We start from the raw sequence: 16,687 nt of genomic DNA, 5'->3' as shown, positions 1-16,687 counted from the left end.
CTCCCACATCATTTCCCTTCAAGTTGTTGCTCAGCTTCTTGCTGTAATGCGTCCAAACCTTCCTGTAATGAAATTGAACGACTGAATATCTTATCTATGATTTGACTGAATAGTTCGGTATCTTCTAAAGTCAGTTCTTTGCTGTCATCGCCTAATTTGGGGGATAATTGATAAAATGGCAGAAGCTGATCCTGATTCAATGTGCTTAATTGTTCCAAACGTGTTGAAAATCCATCATTTGATTGATAGTCCCAGCGTGCTGCTTCGTTGGAAACAAAAAGTTTCAGCATTTCCCAAGCCGCTTCCTTATTGCCAGATGAGTTAACTATCGCATATATTCCTGGAATCCTTATCTCATTTGATTGATCTGGCTGCTCTGGGTCGACAGGCATGGTTACAATAGACCATTTAAAAGAAGGTTTTTCTTGCTCAATTTTCTTATATTCCTCACATGAAATGACGGCCATCGCTCGTTTGCCGGACAGAAATGGAGATAAATAATTATTAAGATCAGCATTTAAATCAAGAGAACCAGATTCGTGGGCTCGAAGAACATTCTCCCATACTGTTACCCAAGAGCTGCTATTCAAGGTTGCTTGATTTGAATGACTAAAGAGTTGAAGTCCTTCTACCCTTCCGATATGCTGTATTAATTCAAAAGGGGTTGAATATCCAATGGATATACCCTTCAATTCGGAATTATTCGTTGAAAACTTGGCTGAAAGTGTCAGAATCTCCTCCCAGCTCATCTGATCATGAGGATATTCGATATTGAATTGATCAAAAAGTTCTTTATTAAATATAATAGCTCTACTATAAAAGGTCGGGGGTAAACCGTATAACTTTCCGTTCCCATATTCTCTTGTTAGTTCAATAACGCTTGGTACAAATTGTTCTAAATCTACTTGGTCTCTTTTGATAAGGGGTTCAATATCGGCAACCAATCCGGATTCTATGAAATTCTTTATTTGGAATGATGGGATATAGATAATGTCAACGGGATTTTGTTTTATCCATGCTGAAGAATCGACTGACTGGATTAGTCCTTTCGTAGATATGATGTTCAACCGCATATTAGGATACTCTATTTCAAGCAAATTCGAGTATCTTTGCTTAAAATGTTGTTCACTCGTATATGCCAAATCAATTACAAGCTTAGCATCCTTGGGAAATGGTTTAGTCGATCTCATAGAGCAACTGGTTGTAATCATTGCTATTAATATAGTAACTGCTATTAGTGGAACTGACTTGATCAAAATAAAACCTCCGTACAATATTTAACTTATATTTCATTTTATTCCAATATTTTCATCTTGTCAACTTGACACGAATAGTCCTTAACGAAATAACGACTAAATAATCCATAAAGTCCACTCCTCTCAATAACTTTTTAAACCAATCATTGCTTCTCGTCCTGATACTACAAAAATGACCCAGCTCTAAGATTCGCTCTTATCTTAGGCTGGGTCATGTAATTGCTGAGCTTTGTTGTATCCCTTAGTATACACCGGATGATTTAATGCGTCATCCTTGGGAAATTAAATGTGCTTACTATTCCTGCTTCCCTAGCACATCTATCAACGCGCGCGGAAGATTGAACTTCTGATTATTGATAATGATGCTGGTGAGGTCCTCACTTGAATGGTCGTCGTTCAGATGCTTGATCGTCTGAACTTCATTCATCAAGCGCTCCATCTGATGATCCAGCTCGTCCGCGGTGTCTGCCGCGTCCTTGAGCTCCTGCAGCAGACGCTCGGGTACGGATTGATTGTATTTATAGAAGATTTTATGCTCCAGGCTGGCCCAGAAATCCATGGCGATCGTGCGAATTTGCACCTCGACACATACCATCTCGACGCGGTCTGACATAAATACCGGAACTTCGATCAGCAGATGCAAGCTTTTATAGCCGTTGGGCTTTGGATTTTTGATATAATCCTTAATTTCCAGCACCTTCAGATCATTCTGCTTCTGCAGCATGTCGCTTACACGATATATATCCGATACAAAGGAGCAGGTGATCCGCATTCCTGCAATATCCTTCACGGTTTCCCGAATCGACTCGAAAGAGAAATCCGCACCTTTGCGATACAGCTTGCTCATGATGCTCTCCGGCGATTTCAGCCTGGTCTTCGTGTGCTCAATCGGGCTATAGTCATGAAGAGATTCAAACTCTTCCTTCAAAATTTCAATTTTCGTCTCCATTTCGTCCAATGCAAATTTGTAAGTCAATAAAAAGCGGGTAATCTCGTTGCGCATCATCTTCAATTGCTCAATTTGTCGTTCGCTCATATGGCTTTCCCTTCCTGCTCATTCACTTTTCTATTATTATAACGAATTCGCATACTCGATGCACGAAAGCGAAGTACTCACAGCGGCTATTGCCGCAAACGATATCCGGACACTGCGCCATGCCGCCCTTGATACCACTGGGCAATTCCAATCATGACGTTCAGCCAGAATCCGCTGGCCAGCAGCGCTCCTGCAATATCGCTTGGATAGTGAACTCCCAGATAGACCCGGCTGATGCAAATCATGACTACCATCAAACAGCTGAGGACAATCAAGAGAACACGCGCCCACTGAGGACGTATATGCCGCCACAAGAGAAAAGTAAGCGCCCCGTACAATGCAAAGGCGGCCATGGCATGACCGCTGGGGAAGCTGAAGCCCGTCTCTTCTACTAAACGATGAACGAAAGGCCGCTCTCGCTGAAAGATCGTTTTCAGCAGCTTATTCAGCAAAGCCGCCCCGCCAAGAGAAGCAGCGAGAAATACTAGTTCCATCCGGTGTTCCAGCACGAAAAACAATATAAGCATCGCCGCAATAGCGATCAGTATCGTAAACTTGGTTGCTCCCAGTGTGGAAAAGAACACCATTGTATGAGTCAAAGACGGCGCCTCAAAACTCTGTACCCATGCGGCCACGTTGAAATCAAAGGGATTGAGCGGTTGCCGGACCGCAAAAAAAGCGATCACGCCAAATCCGGCCAGTGCCAGTAAGGCCCAAACAATGACATACGGACTTACAAGCCGCTGTCTGTGCGAATATCTCATTGCATTTCCTCTCTTCCTGCTTCACTTCCATTAAAGTCACGGTAATGGTATGTTTTCTTCTCTATGCATCTTTACATTCAGAACTAGTCCGATCGCCAACATATTTGTGATCAAGGAACTGCCCCCATAGCTAATAAAAGGCAGTGAAATCCCCGTTAAAGGAACGAGCCCGATATGCATCCCGATATTGACGAAAATTTGGAACACCAGCATGGCCGTAATTCCGATAACGAGATATGCACCAGCCCTATCTTTGCTATCGATAACGATATTGATCAACCGGGTTACCAAGCAAAAATAAAGCAATAGCAGTACGGCAGAGCCCAAGAAGCCATATTTTTCCCCAATCACTACGAAAATAGAATCGGAATAGGCGTAAGGAATATATCCCTGCTCCAGGAAAAATCCTTCGTCCCCGGCCAAGCTGCCGGAGCCGATTGCCAGCATCGCATTTTTGACATGCCATGATTTATCAGGATCGCTGGCAGGATCCAGGAACGTCTGTATTCTGGCCATTTGGTGCGGCTTGATTACCTTGGACAGCAATGCATTATCGGCATAATATAACCAGACGATTGCTCCGATAATCAAGATGACACCGCCTAAGAAAATGAGCATGTATCTTAAGCGGATATTGCCCATCCAAAGCATGCTTAGCAGCACGCCAACAAAGACCAGCGCCGTACCCAGATCAGGCTGCTTGATAATAAACAGCACCGGGATCATAAAAACCAGGCAGATCGGCACCACATCCTGAATTAGACGAAGCTTCCTCCCCTGCTTTCGGCTCAGCATATGGGCGACAAGCAGTATCGTAAATATTTTGGCAAGTTCCGAAGGCTGCAGCTGAAACGATCCTATACTTAACCACCGCACTGCACCGTTGATGTTCTCTCCTTTAAATTGAACATAGGCCAGCATCCCTATCCCAAATGCATAGAGAATATATATCGGCTTGCCGAAAATGATCCTGTAATCAAAAGAAGCCGCAAGCAGCATCAGGATCATGGATAAAGCGATGAGCAGCATACTGTTCTTATGCAGGCCCTCCAGCTTTGTCCCCACTGTTGCCCCATATACGGCTACCGTGCCGATGACATTTAGACAAATAATAATAAATAATGTTGCTTTATCCAGCTTTTTTAGCTTTTCGAGAAAAATCATACTTAACCTCAATTCATCATGCAGAAGCGCCGCTGGAACAGACTAGTTCATCATCTCCCTGAGCTCGATGCTTTCGTGATATCCTTTTCTGTCCTGCAGCTTCAATGTGCCCTTGTCCCATTCATAAATGTCAAGCCCGTTCACACCTGCGCCCAGCGACCAGCCCAAAAGGATTTCTGCGGCCCCATCTCTGTCGATATCACGGATTCCCGCGTAATCCAAACCATGCCCGCTGCCTTCCCCATGCCAAACAATCTGCCATGCTTCCTGCCGACGCATTAGCAGAGCCGCTTTCAGCGTACGTTGGCGGCCAACTTCCTCTTCATATACAACGATAGCCTCATTCTGTCCATCGCCGTCTAGATCACCGTAGGAAATGCCATTATTCGGATTGCCGTCAGGCATAGTAAGCAGCCGAGCTCCATCAGGGAGCAGGGCTAGAAGGCTCGTATGCATTTCATCACCGTCATCAACGGCATTTGGAGCCGTAATGAGGTCGCTTGGCATCGCAGGGATTCGGCATCCGCCCAGCATAAGCATAACTGCGGCCACCAGAAATATGTTCATGAGCTTGTTCCGCATATGGCTTCCTGCTCCTTACTTATTCTTTGTCCTATTCTAAATGGTTTAAGAATCTAAAAGGTTATGAAATAGTTAAAATTCACTTTGCATCCCCGCTCGGAAGATAAACTGTCACTTTTGTGCCTTTGCCGAGCTCGCTGTCAATCTGGAGTTGTCCTTGATGCAGCTGAATGATCTGCTCGGAAATGGACAAGCCCAATCCGCTGCCGCTCATCTTATGATTTCCCTTGTAAAACTTCTGAGGCAATTTCCGGAGGTCCTGCTCCGGGATGCCGGATCCCGTGTCCTCAACGGCAATGATGACCTGTCCTTCAGCCAGGCTAGCCGAAATAACGATTGACCCGCCAGAACCCGTAAACTTCAGCGCGTTGTCAAGCAGATTAATCATGACTTGCTTCAAGCGGTTTGGGTCTGCCGAAATTACAGGAAGCGGCTCCGTCACTTTAACCTCCAGTTCAATGCCTTGCCTTGCGGCTCTAGGCCGCAGCTGTTGTCCGATATTCGTTAAGAACTCTCCTAAGTGAAGTGATGACCGGCTAAGCTCCATTCTCCCGTCTCCAAATTTCGAGAAATCCAGCAGCTCATCGACAAGCTCCGTCAAACGGTCCGTTTCCGACTCAATAATGTCAAGCCCTTCTTCTAGCGTAACCTTGCCTTTCCAGAGATTTGCCCTTAGCGTAACGACCCAGCCTTTGATCGATGTTAGCGGAGTACGCAGCTCATGCGACACCGAGGAGATGAAATCATTTTTGAGCTGCTCTTGCCGCTGTATTGTTCCAGCCATCGTATTCAGCGTATCCGCCAGTGCGCCCAACTCGTCCTTATAAGGCTTCTCTGCTCTAACACTGAAATCTCCATCCGCCATTTTTTCAGCGGCCCGCTTTAAACCGGTAATCGACTTCGTAATCGTCCCGGACAGCACGATGCCAACAGCGGCAACAATTGCAATCACAAGGAGGCCTACCGCAATGAAGATGAGGGCAATCTGCCTCACCGCCTCCTTCGTTTGCTTTAACGAGGTTATGAACCGTACGGCTCCAGCGGTCTGGCCTTTGGCCACCAGCGGATAGGAAACCGCAAGCACCTCCTCCTGCCAAGCCAAGTCCTGGCCGCGCCAAGTATCGGCAAAGCCGGCAATCGCGCTTCGCACATCTGGGAATCCGGTCATATTTTGCCCAAGCCGGAATCCCGAAGTGTCTTGAATCAGCTGCCCGGAGGAGCCGATAATTTGCACCTGCCCCGCAAAATGATGCGAAAACCCTCCCAACAATCGTTCTGCCTGCTGTTCCAAGTCTTCTTCCGCAAAGTATTGCTCATAAAAAGAGGCCGACAGTTCGGCCTGAGTGACCAGGGTGCGCTCGATATTGTGATAATAATAATAGTTCACGGCGGCAATCAGAATGGCCTCAAGGGTGATCACCGTAGTCAGAATGACGAGAAGATAGCTTCCGACCAGCCTTTTGCGAATACCCACATCAATCTTCCTTCCTCCAGCGATAACCGACGCCCCAGACGGTCTCAATCAGTTCGGGCTTGGAGCTGTCCTTCTCCAGCTTCTCCCGCAGCTTCCGTACGTGAACATCGACCGTCTTCGTATCGCCGATAAAATCTTCTCCCCATACTAGATTCAGCAGCTCATTTCTCGATAGAGCCATGTCCGGGTTCTCCATAAACGCCTTTACCATCAGAAATTCCTTGGGAGTCACTTCAATAACTTCATCCTGCTTATAGAGCTTGTTCGAGGTCAAATCAAGGCGGATGCCCCCGGCGTTAAGAACAGCGTGGTGCGACTCGCGCTGCTTACGGGTACGCCGCAGCACCGTACGAATTCTGGCCGTCAGCTCCAGCGGATTAAACGGCTTGACGATATAATCGTCGGCCCCAAGTTCAAGTCCCTTGATTTTATCCAAATCCTGCCCGCGGGCGGTCAAAAATACGATCACGACTTCAGAATCTATTTCTCTCAACCTCTCGCAAACTTCAAACCCGTCGAAATCCGGGAGCATAATATCGAGCACAACTACATCAGGCCGGTGCGCCTCAAAGCTCTTGAGCGCCGTCTCTCCCTCCGCCGCTTCGTAAACTTCGAACCCGCTGCCCTCCAAATTGATGGCGATAAATCGCCGTATATGATCATCATCTTCCACAATAAGCACGTGATTGCGGTTGTCCAAATCCATTTGATCCTCCCTAAAGCTTGTTCAAACCATTATCCTTCCTATTAAAACACTTCTGTCATTGTCATGCAAAATCCCCTGAATTCCTTCGCGAACAAACCAAAAAAAATAACCCAAACGGTCCTGTCAGAACCGCTGGGTTATTATCCTCTGCCGCTTCTACTCCACTACTTCAAAGATGGAGTCCACGATAATCGGCAAATTGTCTCTTACCGAAACCGCCCCGAATACCGACCTTGCGTGGCTTCCCCTTTCCTCGAATACTTCCATGAACAAATCGGAGAATCCGTTCAATACTTTGTGATGCTCTTCAAAGTCGGGGTCCGCATTTACGAAGCCCTGCACCTTGACCGCTCTTTTCACCTTGTCCAATGTTCCCAGAGCCGATTTCAAGACAGCCAGCACTTCGATACCAGTTTGCCTGGCGAACTCGTACCCCTCCTCCGTCGTATAATCGACTCCCAGCTTGCCTTTCGGGTTGCCTCTCGGCCCTTTGCCGGAAACAAACATCAATCCATTGACAATGACGTAATTTGCATACTTCGCAGCTGGATCACTGGCGGCTGGCAACGTAATATTCATTGCTTCCAATCTTTGCTCAATAGAGTTCATAACAAACATTCCCCGCTTTCCTGATGGAGTCAATATGGTCGTTCCATTCCTTGTCATTTTATAATCATTCCGAGGCTTTGAACCGATATAATACTTAAGTATGTATCTACTATGATCATTTATAATTTGCAAGGAGGCTGTACGATGAAAAAAATTGTCGCTCTTGTTGTCAGTCTAGCTTTACTGTTATCGGTTCAGACGGCGGCTCTCGCCCATTCTGGCAGAACAGACGCCAACGGCGGACATAACTGCTCTGAGAAATCGAAGCAGAAGGGCCTTTGCACCGGCTACCATTATCACAATTCCGGCACGACGAATTCAGGCTCGAAATCAACATCCACCAAATCATCCAGTACCTCAACCACGAAGAGCACTTCTACCAAAAGCAGCACAAATAGTAAAAAAGCCACCCCTAACAAGGGATATACCACGGTAGACATTACATTGATCGTGAATGGCAGCATTGTACCTCTGGATCAAAAGGCCGTCACCGTTAACGGAACGGTACTGATCCCGCTGAAAAACATGTTCGATGCCCTCGGCGCCACCTTGGAATGGGATCAGTCTACGAAAAAAATCACAGCCTACAAGGGCGATACAACGGTTGAATTGACCGTGGACAGCACGGCCGCCCGAAAGCAGGACAAGGCGCTTACTTTACAGGCCAAGCCGATTGTCATTAACGGGTATACGATGGTGCCTGCCCGCTTTGCCGCCGAATCCTTCGACGCTGTTGTGGAGTGGGATTCGCAATCAAGCACGATAACCATTACGACACCCTAATCCTGGATTGACTCTCCGAATCCGATCGTGTAGCCGTCCGGGTCCATAATGGAAAACTCCTTCATGCCAAACTCATTGACCTCCAGCAGTTTATGCAGTTTGGCTCCTTTTTCGGCCAGCTCATGATAGAGCTCTTCCACGCCGTAAACCATGGCGAAAATATCCAACGCATCTTCCCGGTGATGAGGGTAATTCGGGGTGATTCGATCTTTGTTTTCTGTTTCATGAAAAATAATTTCCAGCCCGTCCCGTTCGACGAAACCCAGGCCAAAATCGCAGTAGAAGCCAATCGAGCTATAGTACTCAAGTGTCTTCTGGCGATCGGCTACAAACAACACAGGGCTGAGATGCCGGATCGTACTCCTATTGTCTGAAGAACTCACTATCATCACTCCTTCCCCGAAAAATTCATGTTGTTGCGATCAGTTAAGTGTTCTGATCAAACGGTCAATGCATGCTGCCAGCAAAGGATTTAACTCCTCATCGTACATCGTAATCTTCCTTTGGAATACCCTGCCGATAGAATGTCTCTCCATTTCAGCGCTTACCTTGTTCTGCGTTAGGTTAATGATTCTGGTTCTCTTGTCCAAAAAAGCTTGGACTACTTCATACGGCTGACCATTATACGTAAATTCAAACCGCGGGTTCGTTCTTATCATAGTTCTGTCCTTGAGCGAAAAACGCTGCTCTTCATCTCCTTCTTTGCAGGAAATGCTCCATTTGTTCCTTTCGAACCATCTGCTCCTATCCAACAGCTCGATGGCGCACTGCTCGGCTTCAGCCCTGAAGCTTAATTCCCAGCTATCTATGATCCAGCATATGGCCTTGCTGGGAAGATGCTTGAACGTCCTTGTCATACGGCCGCAAGGACTGCCGTTATCGTCTATCAGCTCTACGCAAGCCGCCGACATTTTCAGCACCGGGAGCTTGTAATAATAAACCTTCATTCCTCACGTCTCCATATAAAAAAATGACCCAGGCCAAAATCGTCATTTTGGGGCTGGGTCTGTGCTCTGCAACTCTCTTCCATAATTATACATCAGAACCGCTTCATTCTGAAAGGCTTTACGGCAAATCGCTTAGCCGACGATCAGCTTCTCCAATTCCAGCGGTTCTACATATTGGCCATCCTTGTAAACGCGCATATTGCCGCCGGAAATTTCGTCGATCAGAACGATTTGTGCGCCATCGTCTACCCGGCCGAACTCAAATTTGATGTCGTACAGCTCAACGCCCTTCTTTGCAAGCTCGTCTTTAACGACATGGCCTATCGTTTGCGTCAGCTCTTTAAGCACCTTGTACTCAGCGGAGGATAAAATCCCCAGCATGTCCAGCGCATCCTCCGAAATCGGCGGGTCTTGGCGCTCGTCGTCTTTAATGGTCACTTCCACGAAAGCGTCCAGGGCTTGACCTTCCTCTGCATACATGCCATAACGGCGCAGAAAGCTTCCCACCGCTCTATAACGGCAAATGACCTCCAGGCCTTTACCGAATACGGTGGCCGGTTTTACCGTCATCGTCGCGTTGTTGATATCAGCATCTATATAGTGCGTAGGAATCTCTTTTTCCTTTAATATTTCAAAGAAATACTTCGTCAAACGGAGTCCGGCTTTGCCTGCACCCTCCATCGTTAGCCCAACCGTGTTGGCGCCTGGATCAAATACGCCGTTCTCCCCGGTCACGTCATCTTTGAATTTCAGCAAATAGTTGCCATCTTCGAGAGCATATACGTCTTTGGTCTTGCCTGTGTAGATCAGTTTCATTCGTGCAGATCCTTTCTCGTAAAAAGATTTTAATTACAATATAGCACGCCTGCCTGATCCTGCACCAATTTTTTTATCATTCTCCGGCAAGAAGTAACAGCCTTGCCTTGGGTCAATGGCTCATTTCCGCGATGAGCCCGCACTGCCGGATATCGACAAAGAAAGCCGGATGCTCGCCCATACCCGGGCAAACACGAAACTAAGCAATGGTAATGCTTAACATGTTCTATTTGTATGCCCCACCTTCTATCCCCAATCCTCTTATGTATATCAAACATTTTATTTTACATTTTCCATAAACAGTATTTATATTCTTAATTATTTATAATTTTACCATCAAGACTATTGTAAATATTGTAAATTTTGTTTATTATTGCATTATGTAAGCCCTTTCTTTTTTAGTAATAAAAATCTTTTTAATTAAAAAGAGGGAGGTATGCAACATGAACTATTCTACGAGAGCCAACGTAGGAAAAGCAATGCAATGCTTTCTTGTCCTTTTGTTATCACTGCCTTTGTTCACCTTCGGAGGAAGTTCCACCTCTTATGCGGCATCGGCCAGACAAATGGAGTCGCTCAAACGCAGCGTTGTCGCTGTCAAAGTGAGCAATGGAGTATTCATTAGCTGGCGCTTGTTCGGCACCGAGCCGGACAATATCGCGTTCAATCTATACCGGGGAAGCACTAAGGTCAATGCCAGCCCCATTACAAACAGCACCAATTACATTGACCCGCAAGGGACAACAAGTTCGACCTATACAGTAAGAGCGGTGCTGAACGGGCAGGAGCAGGCGGCATCCGAGACGGCGGCGGTCTGGGGACAGAACTATCTATCCGTTCCGATTCAGCAGCCTCCCGGCGGTACGACGCCAGACGGGGTTGCCTATACCTACAGTGCCAATGACGCGAGCGTAGGAGACCTGGATGGGGACGGAACCTATGAAATTGTACTTAAATGGGATCCTTCCAACTCCAAAGACAATTCCCAGTCCGGCTATACCGGCCCGGTAATCATCGATGCCTATCGCCTGGACGGTACCCGGCTGTGGCGCATCAACCTAGGTAAGAACATTCGGGCCGGCGCGCACTATACGCAGTTTCTCGTCTATGATCTCGACGGGGACGGCAAAGCAGAGGTCGTCTTTAAAACGGCCGATGGAACCGTAGACGGCGTCGGCAGGACGATTGGCAGCGCCAGCGCCGATTATCGCAACTCTAGCGGGTATATGCTCTCCGGCCCTGAATATTTGACGGTATTTAGAGGAAGCAACGGCGAGGCTCTAACGACCGTCAATTATGAGCCCGCGAGAGGCAATGTCTCCGACTGGGGAGACAGCTACGGCAACCGTGTGGACCGTTTTCTGGCCGGGGTCGCATATTTGGACGGGCAGCGTCCTAGCTTCGTGATGGCTCGTGGCTACTATACGAGATCCGTGCTCGTTGCCTACAATTGGCGGGACGGGAAGCTGACTAAGCTATGGACATTCGATTCCAACACATCCGGCAACAGCGCATATGCCGGGCAAGGCAATCACAGCCTTAGCGTCGCCGATGTCGATAACGACGGCAAAGACGAGATCATTTATGGCTCAGCCGTCATTGACGACAACGGCAAAGGGCTGTATACGACAGGCCTCGGTCATGGCGACGCGCTGCATGTAAGCGATTTGGATCCCGATCGCGCCGGGCTTGAAGTATTCGGCGTTCACGAGTCAACCAGCGCAGCATACGGGGCGGAAATCCATAATGCGGCCACGGGCCAAATTTATTGGGGCATCCGTACCGGAGCGGATACAGGCCGGGGACTTGCGGCTGACATCGACCCCCGGACGAAAGGGACGGAGCTGTGGGCTTCCGGCATCGGCCTTTACTCCGTGAAAGGCGCGAAAATCAGCGACGCCACGCCGAACTCTACGAACTTCGCCATCTGGTGGGACGGCGATTTGCTGCGCGAGCTGCTTGATCATACTGGCGGCACAGGCAAAATCGACAAGTGGAATTACAGCCAGAGCACAACGAATCGTCTACTGACGGCTACAGGGACGGCCTCGAACAACTCGACCAAAGGCAACCCGAGCCTTCAGGCGGACATTCTAGGCGACTGGCGGGAGGAAGCGATCTGGCGTACTGCCGACAACACCGCGCTGCGCATTTATACGACCACTGACGTGACTTCCCACCGCATCTATACTTTAATGCATGATCCCGTTTACCGGCTGAGCGTGGCCTGGCAGAACGTTGCCTACAACCAGCCTCCCCACACGGGATTCTATCTCGGAGACGGAATGGGCGCGCCACCGAAGCCGAATATTTTTCTGACAGGTAATTAATTTAATGTTGATTGATCCATTCTAAACCATAGAAAGGAGAATCATCATGAACCAATTACGGCAAGTCCCCCCCTCTCCGGAGGTCACTGCTTATCTGGTTAACGAATATCAAAGAAACTGGAAATCCGCCGGGTTTACTTACAGCCAATTTCTCATTGCCCGGGGATATCAGAACCCTGCCCACAACCATCCGGGAATGGATGACCATGTAACGGGGATACCTCCTGCAGGGGCGGAGCTGATTCACATCCCGCGCAAACCGGTTACCGGGGAGCTGAATGTCAAGGTGCTTCTCGTCGATTTTTCCGATATGCCGGGAGTTCTCCCTAAAGATCACTATGAAGATCTGCTCTTCTCCCGCAATACCCACACAACCGGCAGTATGGCGGATTATTATGACGAAGTCAGCCGGGGGCTGGTGCAAATCCATGGTGAAGTGCACGGCTGGCTCAGGATGCCGCAGACATACTCCTACTACACGAATGGCAACTCAGGCCTTACCGATAAGCTCAACCGGGAATACTATCCGCGGGACGCCAGAAAGCTCGCTGAGGATGCCGTCGATGCTGCACTGGCCCACGGTGTTTCTTTTCCATCCCAACTGGATGCCCTTGACAATGGCACGATTACGGCGTTATTCATCGTACATGCCGGACGAGGAGCCGAGAAAATCCTCCCACCGCTCAGCGGTAACCATATCTGGTCCCATAAATGGCAAATGGTTAAACCCAAAGAAGTTGCTCCTGGACTTACCGCTGCTACTTACTTAATGGTGCCCCAGGAAGCTCTGCTCGGGGTGTGTGCGCATGAGCTTGGACATCTGGCTTTCCAATGGGATGATTTCTATGATCCAAACTATGATGCCGACGGTGACTACTGGGACGGAAATGGGATGTGGGACGTGATGGCCAGCGGTTCCTATGCCGGCAGGGAGATGCGTCCGGTTCATCCGGCAGGTCTGCATAAACTGCAGCATGGATGGATTGAAGGCGAGAAGATTCATCAAAGCCGGAGCGGGCTGACGCTGCTCCCGGTGACATCGGCCGAGGGTAAAGTGGTTAAAATTAAAGGGCCGGGTTACACCAGCAATCAGTATCTTCTGCTTGAGAACAGAATCCGGGAGAAATTCGACGGTGAACTGCCGGGCGAAGGCCTGTTAGTATGGCGAATCGATGAGGATTATGATCAAACCAAAAGCGCTGCCCCCGGCATGTATTTGATCCAGGCCGACGGGAATGAAGACTTGAATGATCCGAATGACCGCAATAGCGGCGACCGGGGAGATCCTTTCCCCGGAAGCAGCAACAATACCGAACTGCTGGATCATGGGAGACTATCCACCTCTTTTCCGGGGCAGCCATCCGGTATATCGCTGAAGAACATTGCCTTTGACCCGGAAACGAAGGAAATTACGCTGGATGTTATCATTGAAGAGAGAATATGAGTGAAATAACAGAATCCGGCTTTTAGCAATTGGTCTGCTAAGGCCGGATTTTTGTTTTTTAATTCATAGCCGCATAAGACTCGGCCGCTGCCGCAAGATAATACGCCAGCCCTGTCTGCTGCCCCTCAAGCATCTGCAAATGGAATGAGTCGCTGAGGAAAAAACGCGTCTGCCCCGCAAAATCCTGAGCCGATACAGCATGGCCGTGACGGTTCATAAATTCCAAATGGCTGCAGATCAGCTCTTCAACTTCCGGGCTATTATGCACTACGCCCGCTTGTAAATTCCGGGCCATTTCGTCCATAAAAGCCTTGGCTTCCCGGGCCTGCTCATTCATGCCCTGAACATCAATCTGCGCCGATTCCAGCTGATTAAAATCATAGCTCTCCTGTAAATGTGTATTGTGCTCTTCCAAAGCTTCCCGCCATTCTTCCTCCCGGTCAAAGCCTTCAAACAACTCTGAATTATCCATAGATTCTCCTTTCTCCATACAATGGATGGAATGCCTCAATGTTGCCATGACTGACTGCAGCCTGTGCTGTCTAGCCAGAAGCAATTCCTCCTGCCGCTTAAGAACGGATAAGCGCTCAGGCGCTCGTTCGAGAAGCTGCTTGATCTGTTCCAATGGAAACTCCAATTCGCGGTAAAACAAAATTTGCTGCAATCGTTCCAACTCTTTTTGTCCATACAAGCGGTACCCTGCTCCACTTATTTCACGGGGCAAGAGCAGACCGATTTTGTGATAATGATGCAGCGTCTTGACCGTTACACTGGACAGTGAAGACACCTCTTTTACCGTGTAGAGCATCTGGCTTCCTCCTTTCAAACCCACTTTACTGCCTCCCCTGACGGGAGAGTCAAGGTCTGCGTGAAATAAATTTTACAGGAGGGCAACTTACTGATTCCTTTTCCACTTCTCATGGACCTTTAGAACTTTCGTCCATAATTCGTCTTTTTCGAGCTGGCTGAAGTGATTTAACGGTTCGTCAAATACATCGCTCAATAGTTCAAACCATTCGGTACGATAGGTAATTTCGCTTTTAGTCAGGCCCTGCTCATCCCGCCTGCTGTATACGCAGCCTCTCAGCTCATTACTGCTTGTCTTGTGCCTGTTTTGAACGAGCAGCAAATTGATCCAGGTTGAATCCGGAGACGAGCTTAAATATTGATGCTTCGGTATAAACTCCTCCATATTCGGAGCGGCTTCAGCATCGATATCCACACCGGAAAAAACTCCCTTCGGATCATGTTCCAACCGCCAGCCCGGAGTTTTGACACTGGATGGAGTAAGCTTATAAGTATGAAAACCCTGCTTATGCTCCCCAAAATGAAGCGGAATCGGCTCATACGGCATATCGCCCAATCCAACATCAACGATCCAGGTTTGGTACGCGTAATTTTCATTGCTTCTATTTTCAATAGGCAGATGAACGGATAGACTTAAATGAAAGGAATTGATTCTCGGTTCATAGCCATGGGGCTGAACCCCGGCCCGGTGCAGCGATACATGATACCCCAGCGAACGCAACAGGTGATGGAATGCCCCGTTCAGATGAAAGCAATACCCGCCTCCACGATAAATGATATGATGAATCAAACTATCGGAATCGATCGGGACAGGCTTGCCGGCAAACAGGTCAATCGTGTGCCACGCAATTCTCTCGACATGGGCACGGTGCAGTGCAAATAAAAATTCCATCGTCGGCTGCTGCCGCTCCATGCCTAACCGGCGCAAATAATCATCGGTTTGTTGTATTGTTAACATAACATCACTCCAGATGCTTTGTTCCAGCCTCTTCCTCTATTCATCGGCTGTGATATGAATTTCTTGGTTGATTTCAAGCTCTATGATCTCAGTATGCCTTTGTCCTTCTTTATCCTGCCAAGTGAGCTCAAGCGAAGTGCTTTCATAATTCGACCTGTCCTTCTCCAATTCCCCATAGGAATAGGGGCTCGTTAATGAGCCAATTTCTCTGACATTATCCAGGATGGACACTTCACCGTTATTAGAGTGAAACTCACTGGAGTATACGACTTCCTTCTCGCCACGGCTATTCACTTCATAGAATTTAATTCCGAGAAAAATACTCTGACTAAGCTCCTCAGGATCTCCCTTGTAATTTAAAGAGGCACGCCCCCTTAAAATTTTGTCCGCCGCAATCATAATCTTATAATCGGTTACATCCCATGCTTTGCCCGTTCCGTGAAGCAAATACAAGCTTGCACCCGAATTATCCGTGACGGCAGACTGCTCCGCATTCCGAAACAAATACAGCCACAAAACATTAGTAATGACGATAATACCCACCAAAAGCCATACGGTTCTTTTCATCTTCTCTCTCCACATTTTATTGTAAAGCAGGAAAACGCCTTCTGCCTCCACTGTACCATCAAAACCCAAATCATTTCCAGAAGTTACAGAAAACAAAACCTCCAGAATCCCTTTTCGTGATCCTGGAGGTTGTAATACGGGGTGATCCATTATTACCCAGTCTTAAAGATGTGCGCAGGAGATCTCCTTACGATTTTTCGTTATCGCCGGTCTCATTATAATACAACTGCGGTACCGCGTTTTGCAGTGAAAGGGGGCGCATATCCTTCCACATTGCTTCGATATAATCGAGGCAAGTACCGCGCGGGCTTTCGCCAAGAGCCACCTCCCAGCCTCCGGGCACCTGAATGAACGCCGGCCAAAGCGAATATTGCCCCTCATCGTTCACGAGCACCATATATACGCCGTCTGTTTGTTCAAATGGATTTGCCATCTGTATATCCC

General features: G+C 48.0%; 18 protein-coding genes. 3 read left to right on the top strand and 15 right to left on the bottom strand.

Annotation, left to right across the window (positions count from 1 at the left end; all coding sequences use genetic code 11):
- Window positions 1–8: 8 nt before the first annotated feature.
- The 8 genes from MKX50_RS10480 to MKX50_RS10445 all read right to left on the bottom strand — a co-directional run bounded on the left by MKX50_RS10480 (window position 9) and on the right by MKX50_RS10445 (window position 7,591).
- Window positions 9–1,256, bottom strand: a complete 1,248-nt coding sequence (locus tag MKX50_RS10480) for an extracellular solute-binding protein (protein WP_339159555.1) — start codon at window positions 1,254–1,256, stop codon at window positions 9–11.
- 295 nt (window positions 1,257–1,551) lie between these two features.
- A complete protein-coding gene (locus MKX50_RS10475; RefSeq protein WP_155608982.1) occupies window positions 1,552–2,292 on the bottom strand; it encodes a GTP pyrophosphokinase family protein in 741 nt (246 codons plus the stop codon).
- 86 nt (window positions 2,293–2,378) lie between these two features.
- Complete coding sequence (locus tag MKX50_RS10470) at window positions 2,379–3,056, bottom strand: phosphatase PAP2 family protein (protein ID WP_339159553.1); 678 nt, start codon at window positions 3,054–3,056, stop codon at window positions 2,379–2,381.
- 36 nt (window positions 3,057–3,092) lie between these two features.
- Complete coding sequence (locus MKX50_RS10465; RefSeq protein ID WP_339159551.1) at window positions 3,093–4,220, bottom strand: FtsW/RodA/SpoVE family cell cycle protein; 1,128 nt, start codon at window positions 4,218–4,220, stop codon at window positions 3,093–3,095.
- A 42-nt stretch (window positions 4,221–4,262) separates the two neighbouring features.
- Window positions 4,263–4,802 (bottom strand): hypothetical protein, encoded by a 540-nt coding sequence (locus MKX50_RS10460; RefSeq protein ID WP_213588702.1) that lies wholly within the window; start codon window positions 4,800–4,802, stop codon window positions 4,263–4,265.
- A 79-nt stretch (window positions 4,803–4,881) separates the two neighbouring features.
- Window positions 4,882–6,324 (bottom strand): HAMP domain-containing sensor histidine kinase, encoded by a 1,443-nt coding sequence (locus MKX50_RS10455; RefSeq protein WP_339159550.1) that lies wholly within the window; start codon window positions 6,322–6,324, stop codon window positions 4,882–4,884.
- The gene (locus MKX50_RS10450; protein ID WP_213588704.1) at window positions 6,278–6,982 is read right to left on the bottom strand and encodes a response regulator transcription factor; all 705 of its coding nucleotides are present in this window, start codon (window positions 6,980–6,982) and stop codon (window positions 6,278–6,280) included. The genes MKX50_RS10455 and MKX50_RS10450 overlap by 47 nt, the downstream gene beginning before the upstream one ends.
- Window positions 6,983–7,138: 156 nt before the next feature.
- Window positions 7,139–7,591, bottom strand: coding sequence for a RidA family protein (locus tag MKX50_RS10445; protein ID WP_213588705.1), 453 nt, complete (start codon window positions 7,589–7,591; stop codon window positions 7,139–7,141).
- A 144-nt stretch (window positions 7,592–7,735) separates the two neighbouring features.
- Between MKX50_RS10445 and MKX50_RS10440 the strand changes: the two genes are divergently transcribed.
- Entirely contained in the window at window positions 7,736–8,374 is a 639-nt protein-coding gene (locus MKX50_RS10440) for a copper amine oxidase N-terminal domain-containing protein (RefSeq protein ID WP_213588706.1), read from the top strand.
- Here the strand turns inward: MKX50_RS10440 and MKX50_RS10435 are convergent.
- The 3 genes from MKX50_RS10435 to MKX50_RS10425 all read right to left on the bottom strand — a co-directional run bounded on the left by MKX50_RS10435 (window position 8,371) and on the right by MKX50_RS10425 (window position 10,137).
- Entirely contained in the window at window positions 8,371–8,757 is a 387-nt protein-coding gene (locus tag MKX50_RS10435; RefSeq protein ID WP_339159548.1) for a VOC family protein, read from the bottom strand. The genes MKX50_RS10440 and MKX50_RS10435 overlap by 4 nt on opposite strands.
- Before the next feature lie 39 nt (window positions 8,758–8,796).
- Window positions 8,797–9,321, bottom strand: a complete 525-nt coding sequence (locus tag MKX50_RS10430; protein WP_213588708.1) for a hypothetical protein — start codon at window positions 9,319–9,321, stop codon at window positions 8,797–8,799.
- 132 nt (window positions 9,322–9,453) lie between these two features.
- A complete protein-coding gene (locus MKX50_RS10425) occupies window positions 9,454–10,137 on the bottom strand; it encodes a phosphoribosylaminoimidazolesuccinocarboxamide synthase (protein ID WP_339159547.1) in 684 nt (227 codons plus the stop codon).
- Between the two features lie 566 nt (window positions 10,138–10,703).
- On the opposite strand from MKX50_RS10425, the gene MKX50_RS10420 reads away from it, so the two are divergent.
- Window positions 10,704–12,467, top strand: a complete 1,764-nt coding sequence (locus MKX50_RS10420; RefSeq protein WP_244996340.1) for a rhamnogalacturonan lyase — start codon at window positions 10,704–10,706, stop codon at window positions 12,465–12,467.
- Window positions 12,468–12,513: 46 nt separating this feature from the next.
- Window positions 12,514–13,911: a M6 family metalloprotease domain-containing protein gene (locus MKX50_RS10415; protein ID WP_213588711.1), complete on the top strand. Its 1,398-nt coding sequence runs from the start codon at window positions 12,514–12,516 to the stop codon at window positions 13,909–13,911.
- 58 nt (window positions 13,912–13,969) lie between these two features.
- Here the strand turns inward: MKX50_RS10415 and MKX50_RS10410 are convergent, their stop codons facing one another.
- The 4 genes from MKX50_RS10410 to MKX50_RS10395 form a co-directional block, all read right to left on the bottom strand.
- Window positions 13,970–14,719: a MerR family transcriptional regulator gene (locus tag MKX50_RS10410; RefSeq protein WP_213589415.1), complete on the bottom strand. Its 750-nt coding sequence runs from the start codon at window positions 14,717–14,719 to the stop codon at window positions 13,970–13,972.
- Window positions 14,720–14,806: 87 nt separating this feature from the next.
- On the bottom strand, window positions 14,807–15,676 hold the full coding sequence (locus MKX50_RS10405) for an arylamine N-acetyltransferase (RefSeq protein ID WP_213588712.1): 870 nt from the start codon (window positions 15,674–15,676) through the stop codon (window positions 14,807–14,809).
- A gap of 36 nt (window positions 15,677–15,712) precedes the next feature.
- Window positions 15,713–16,243, bottom strand: coding sequence for a hypothetical protein (locus MKX50_RS10400; RefSeq protein ID WP_339159545.1), 531 nt, complete (start codon window positions 16,241–16,243; stop codon window positions 15,713–15,715).
- Window positions 16,244–16,430: 187 nt separating this feature from the next.
- On the bottom strand, window positions 16,431–16,676 hold the full coding sequence (locus MKX50_RS10395) for an MbtH family protein (protein ID WP_213588714.1): 246 nt from the start codon (window positions 16,674–16,676) through the stop codon (window positions 16,431–16,433).
- Window positions 16,677–16,687 lie beyond the last annotated feature (11 nt).

Origin of the sequence: Paenibacillus sp. FSL W8-0186 (assembly GCF_037969765.1) — a bacterium.
Taxonomy (GTDB): Bacteria; Bacillota; Bacilli; order Paenibacillales; family Paenibacillaceae; genus Fontibacillus; species Fontibacillus woosongensis.
The sequence above is the reverse complement of the archived record's forward strand: the minus strand, read 5'-3'. Positions and strand labels throughout refer to the sequence as shown.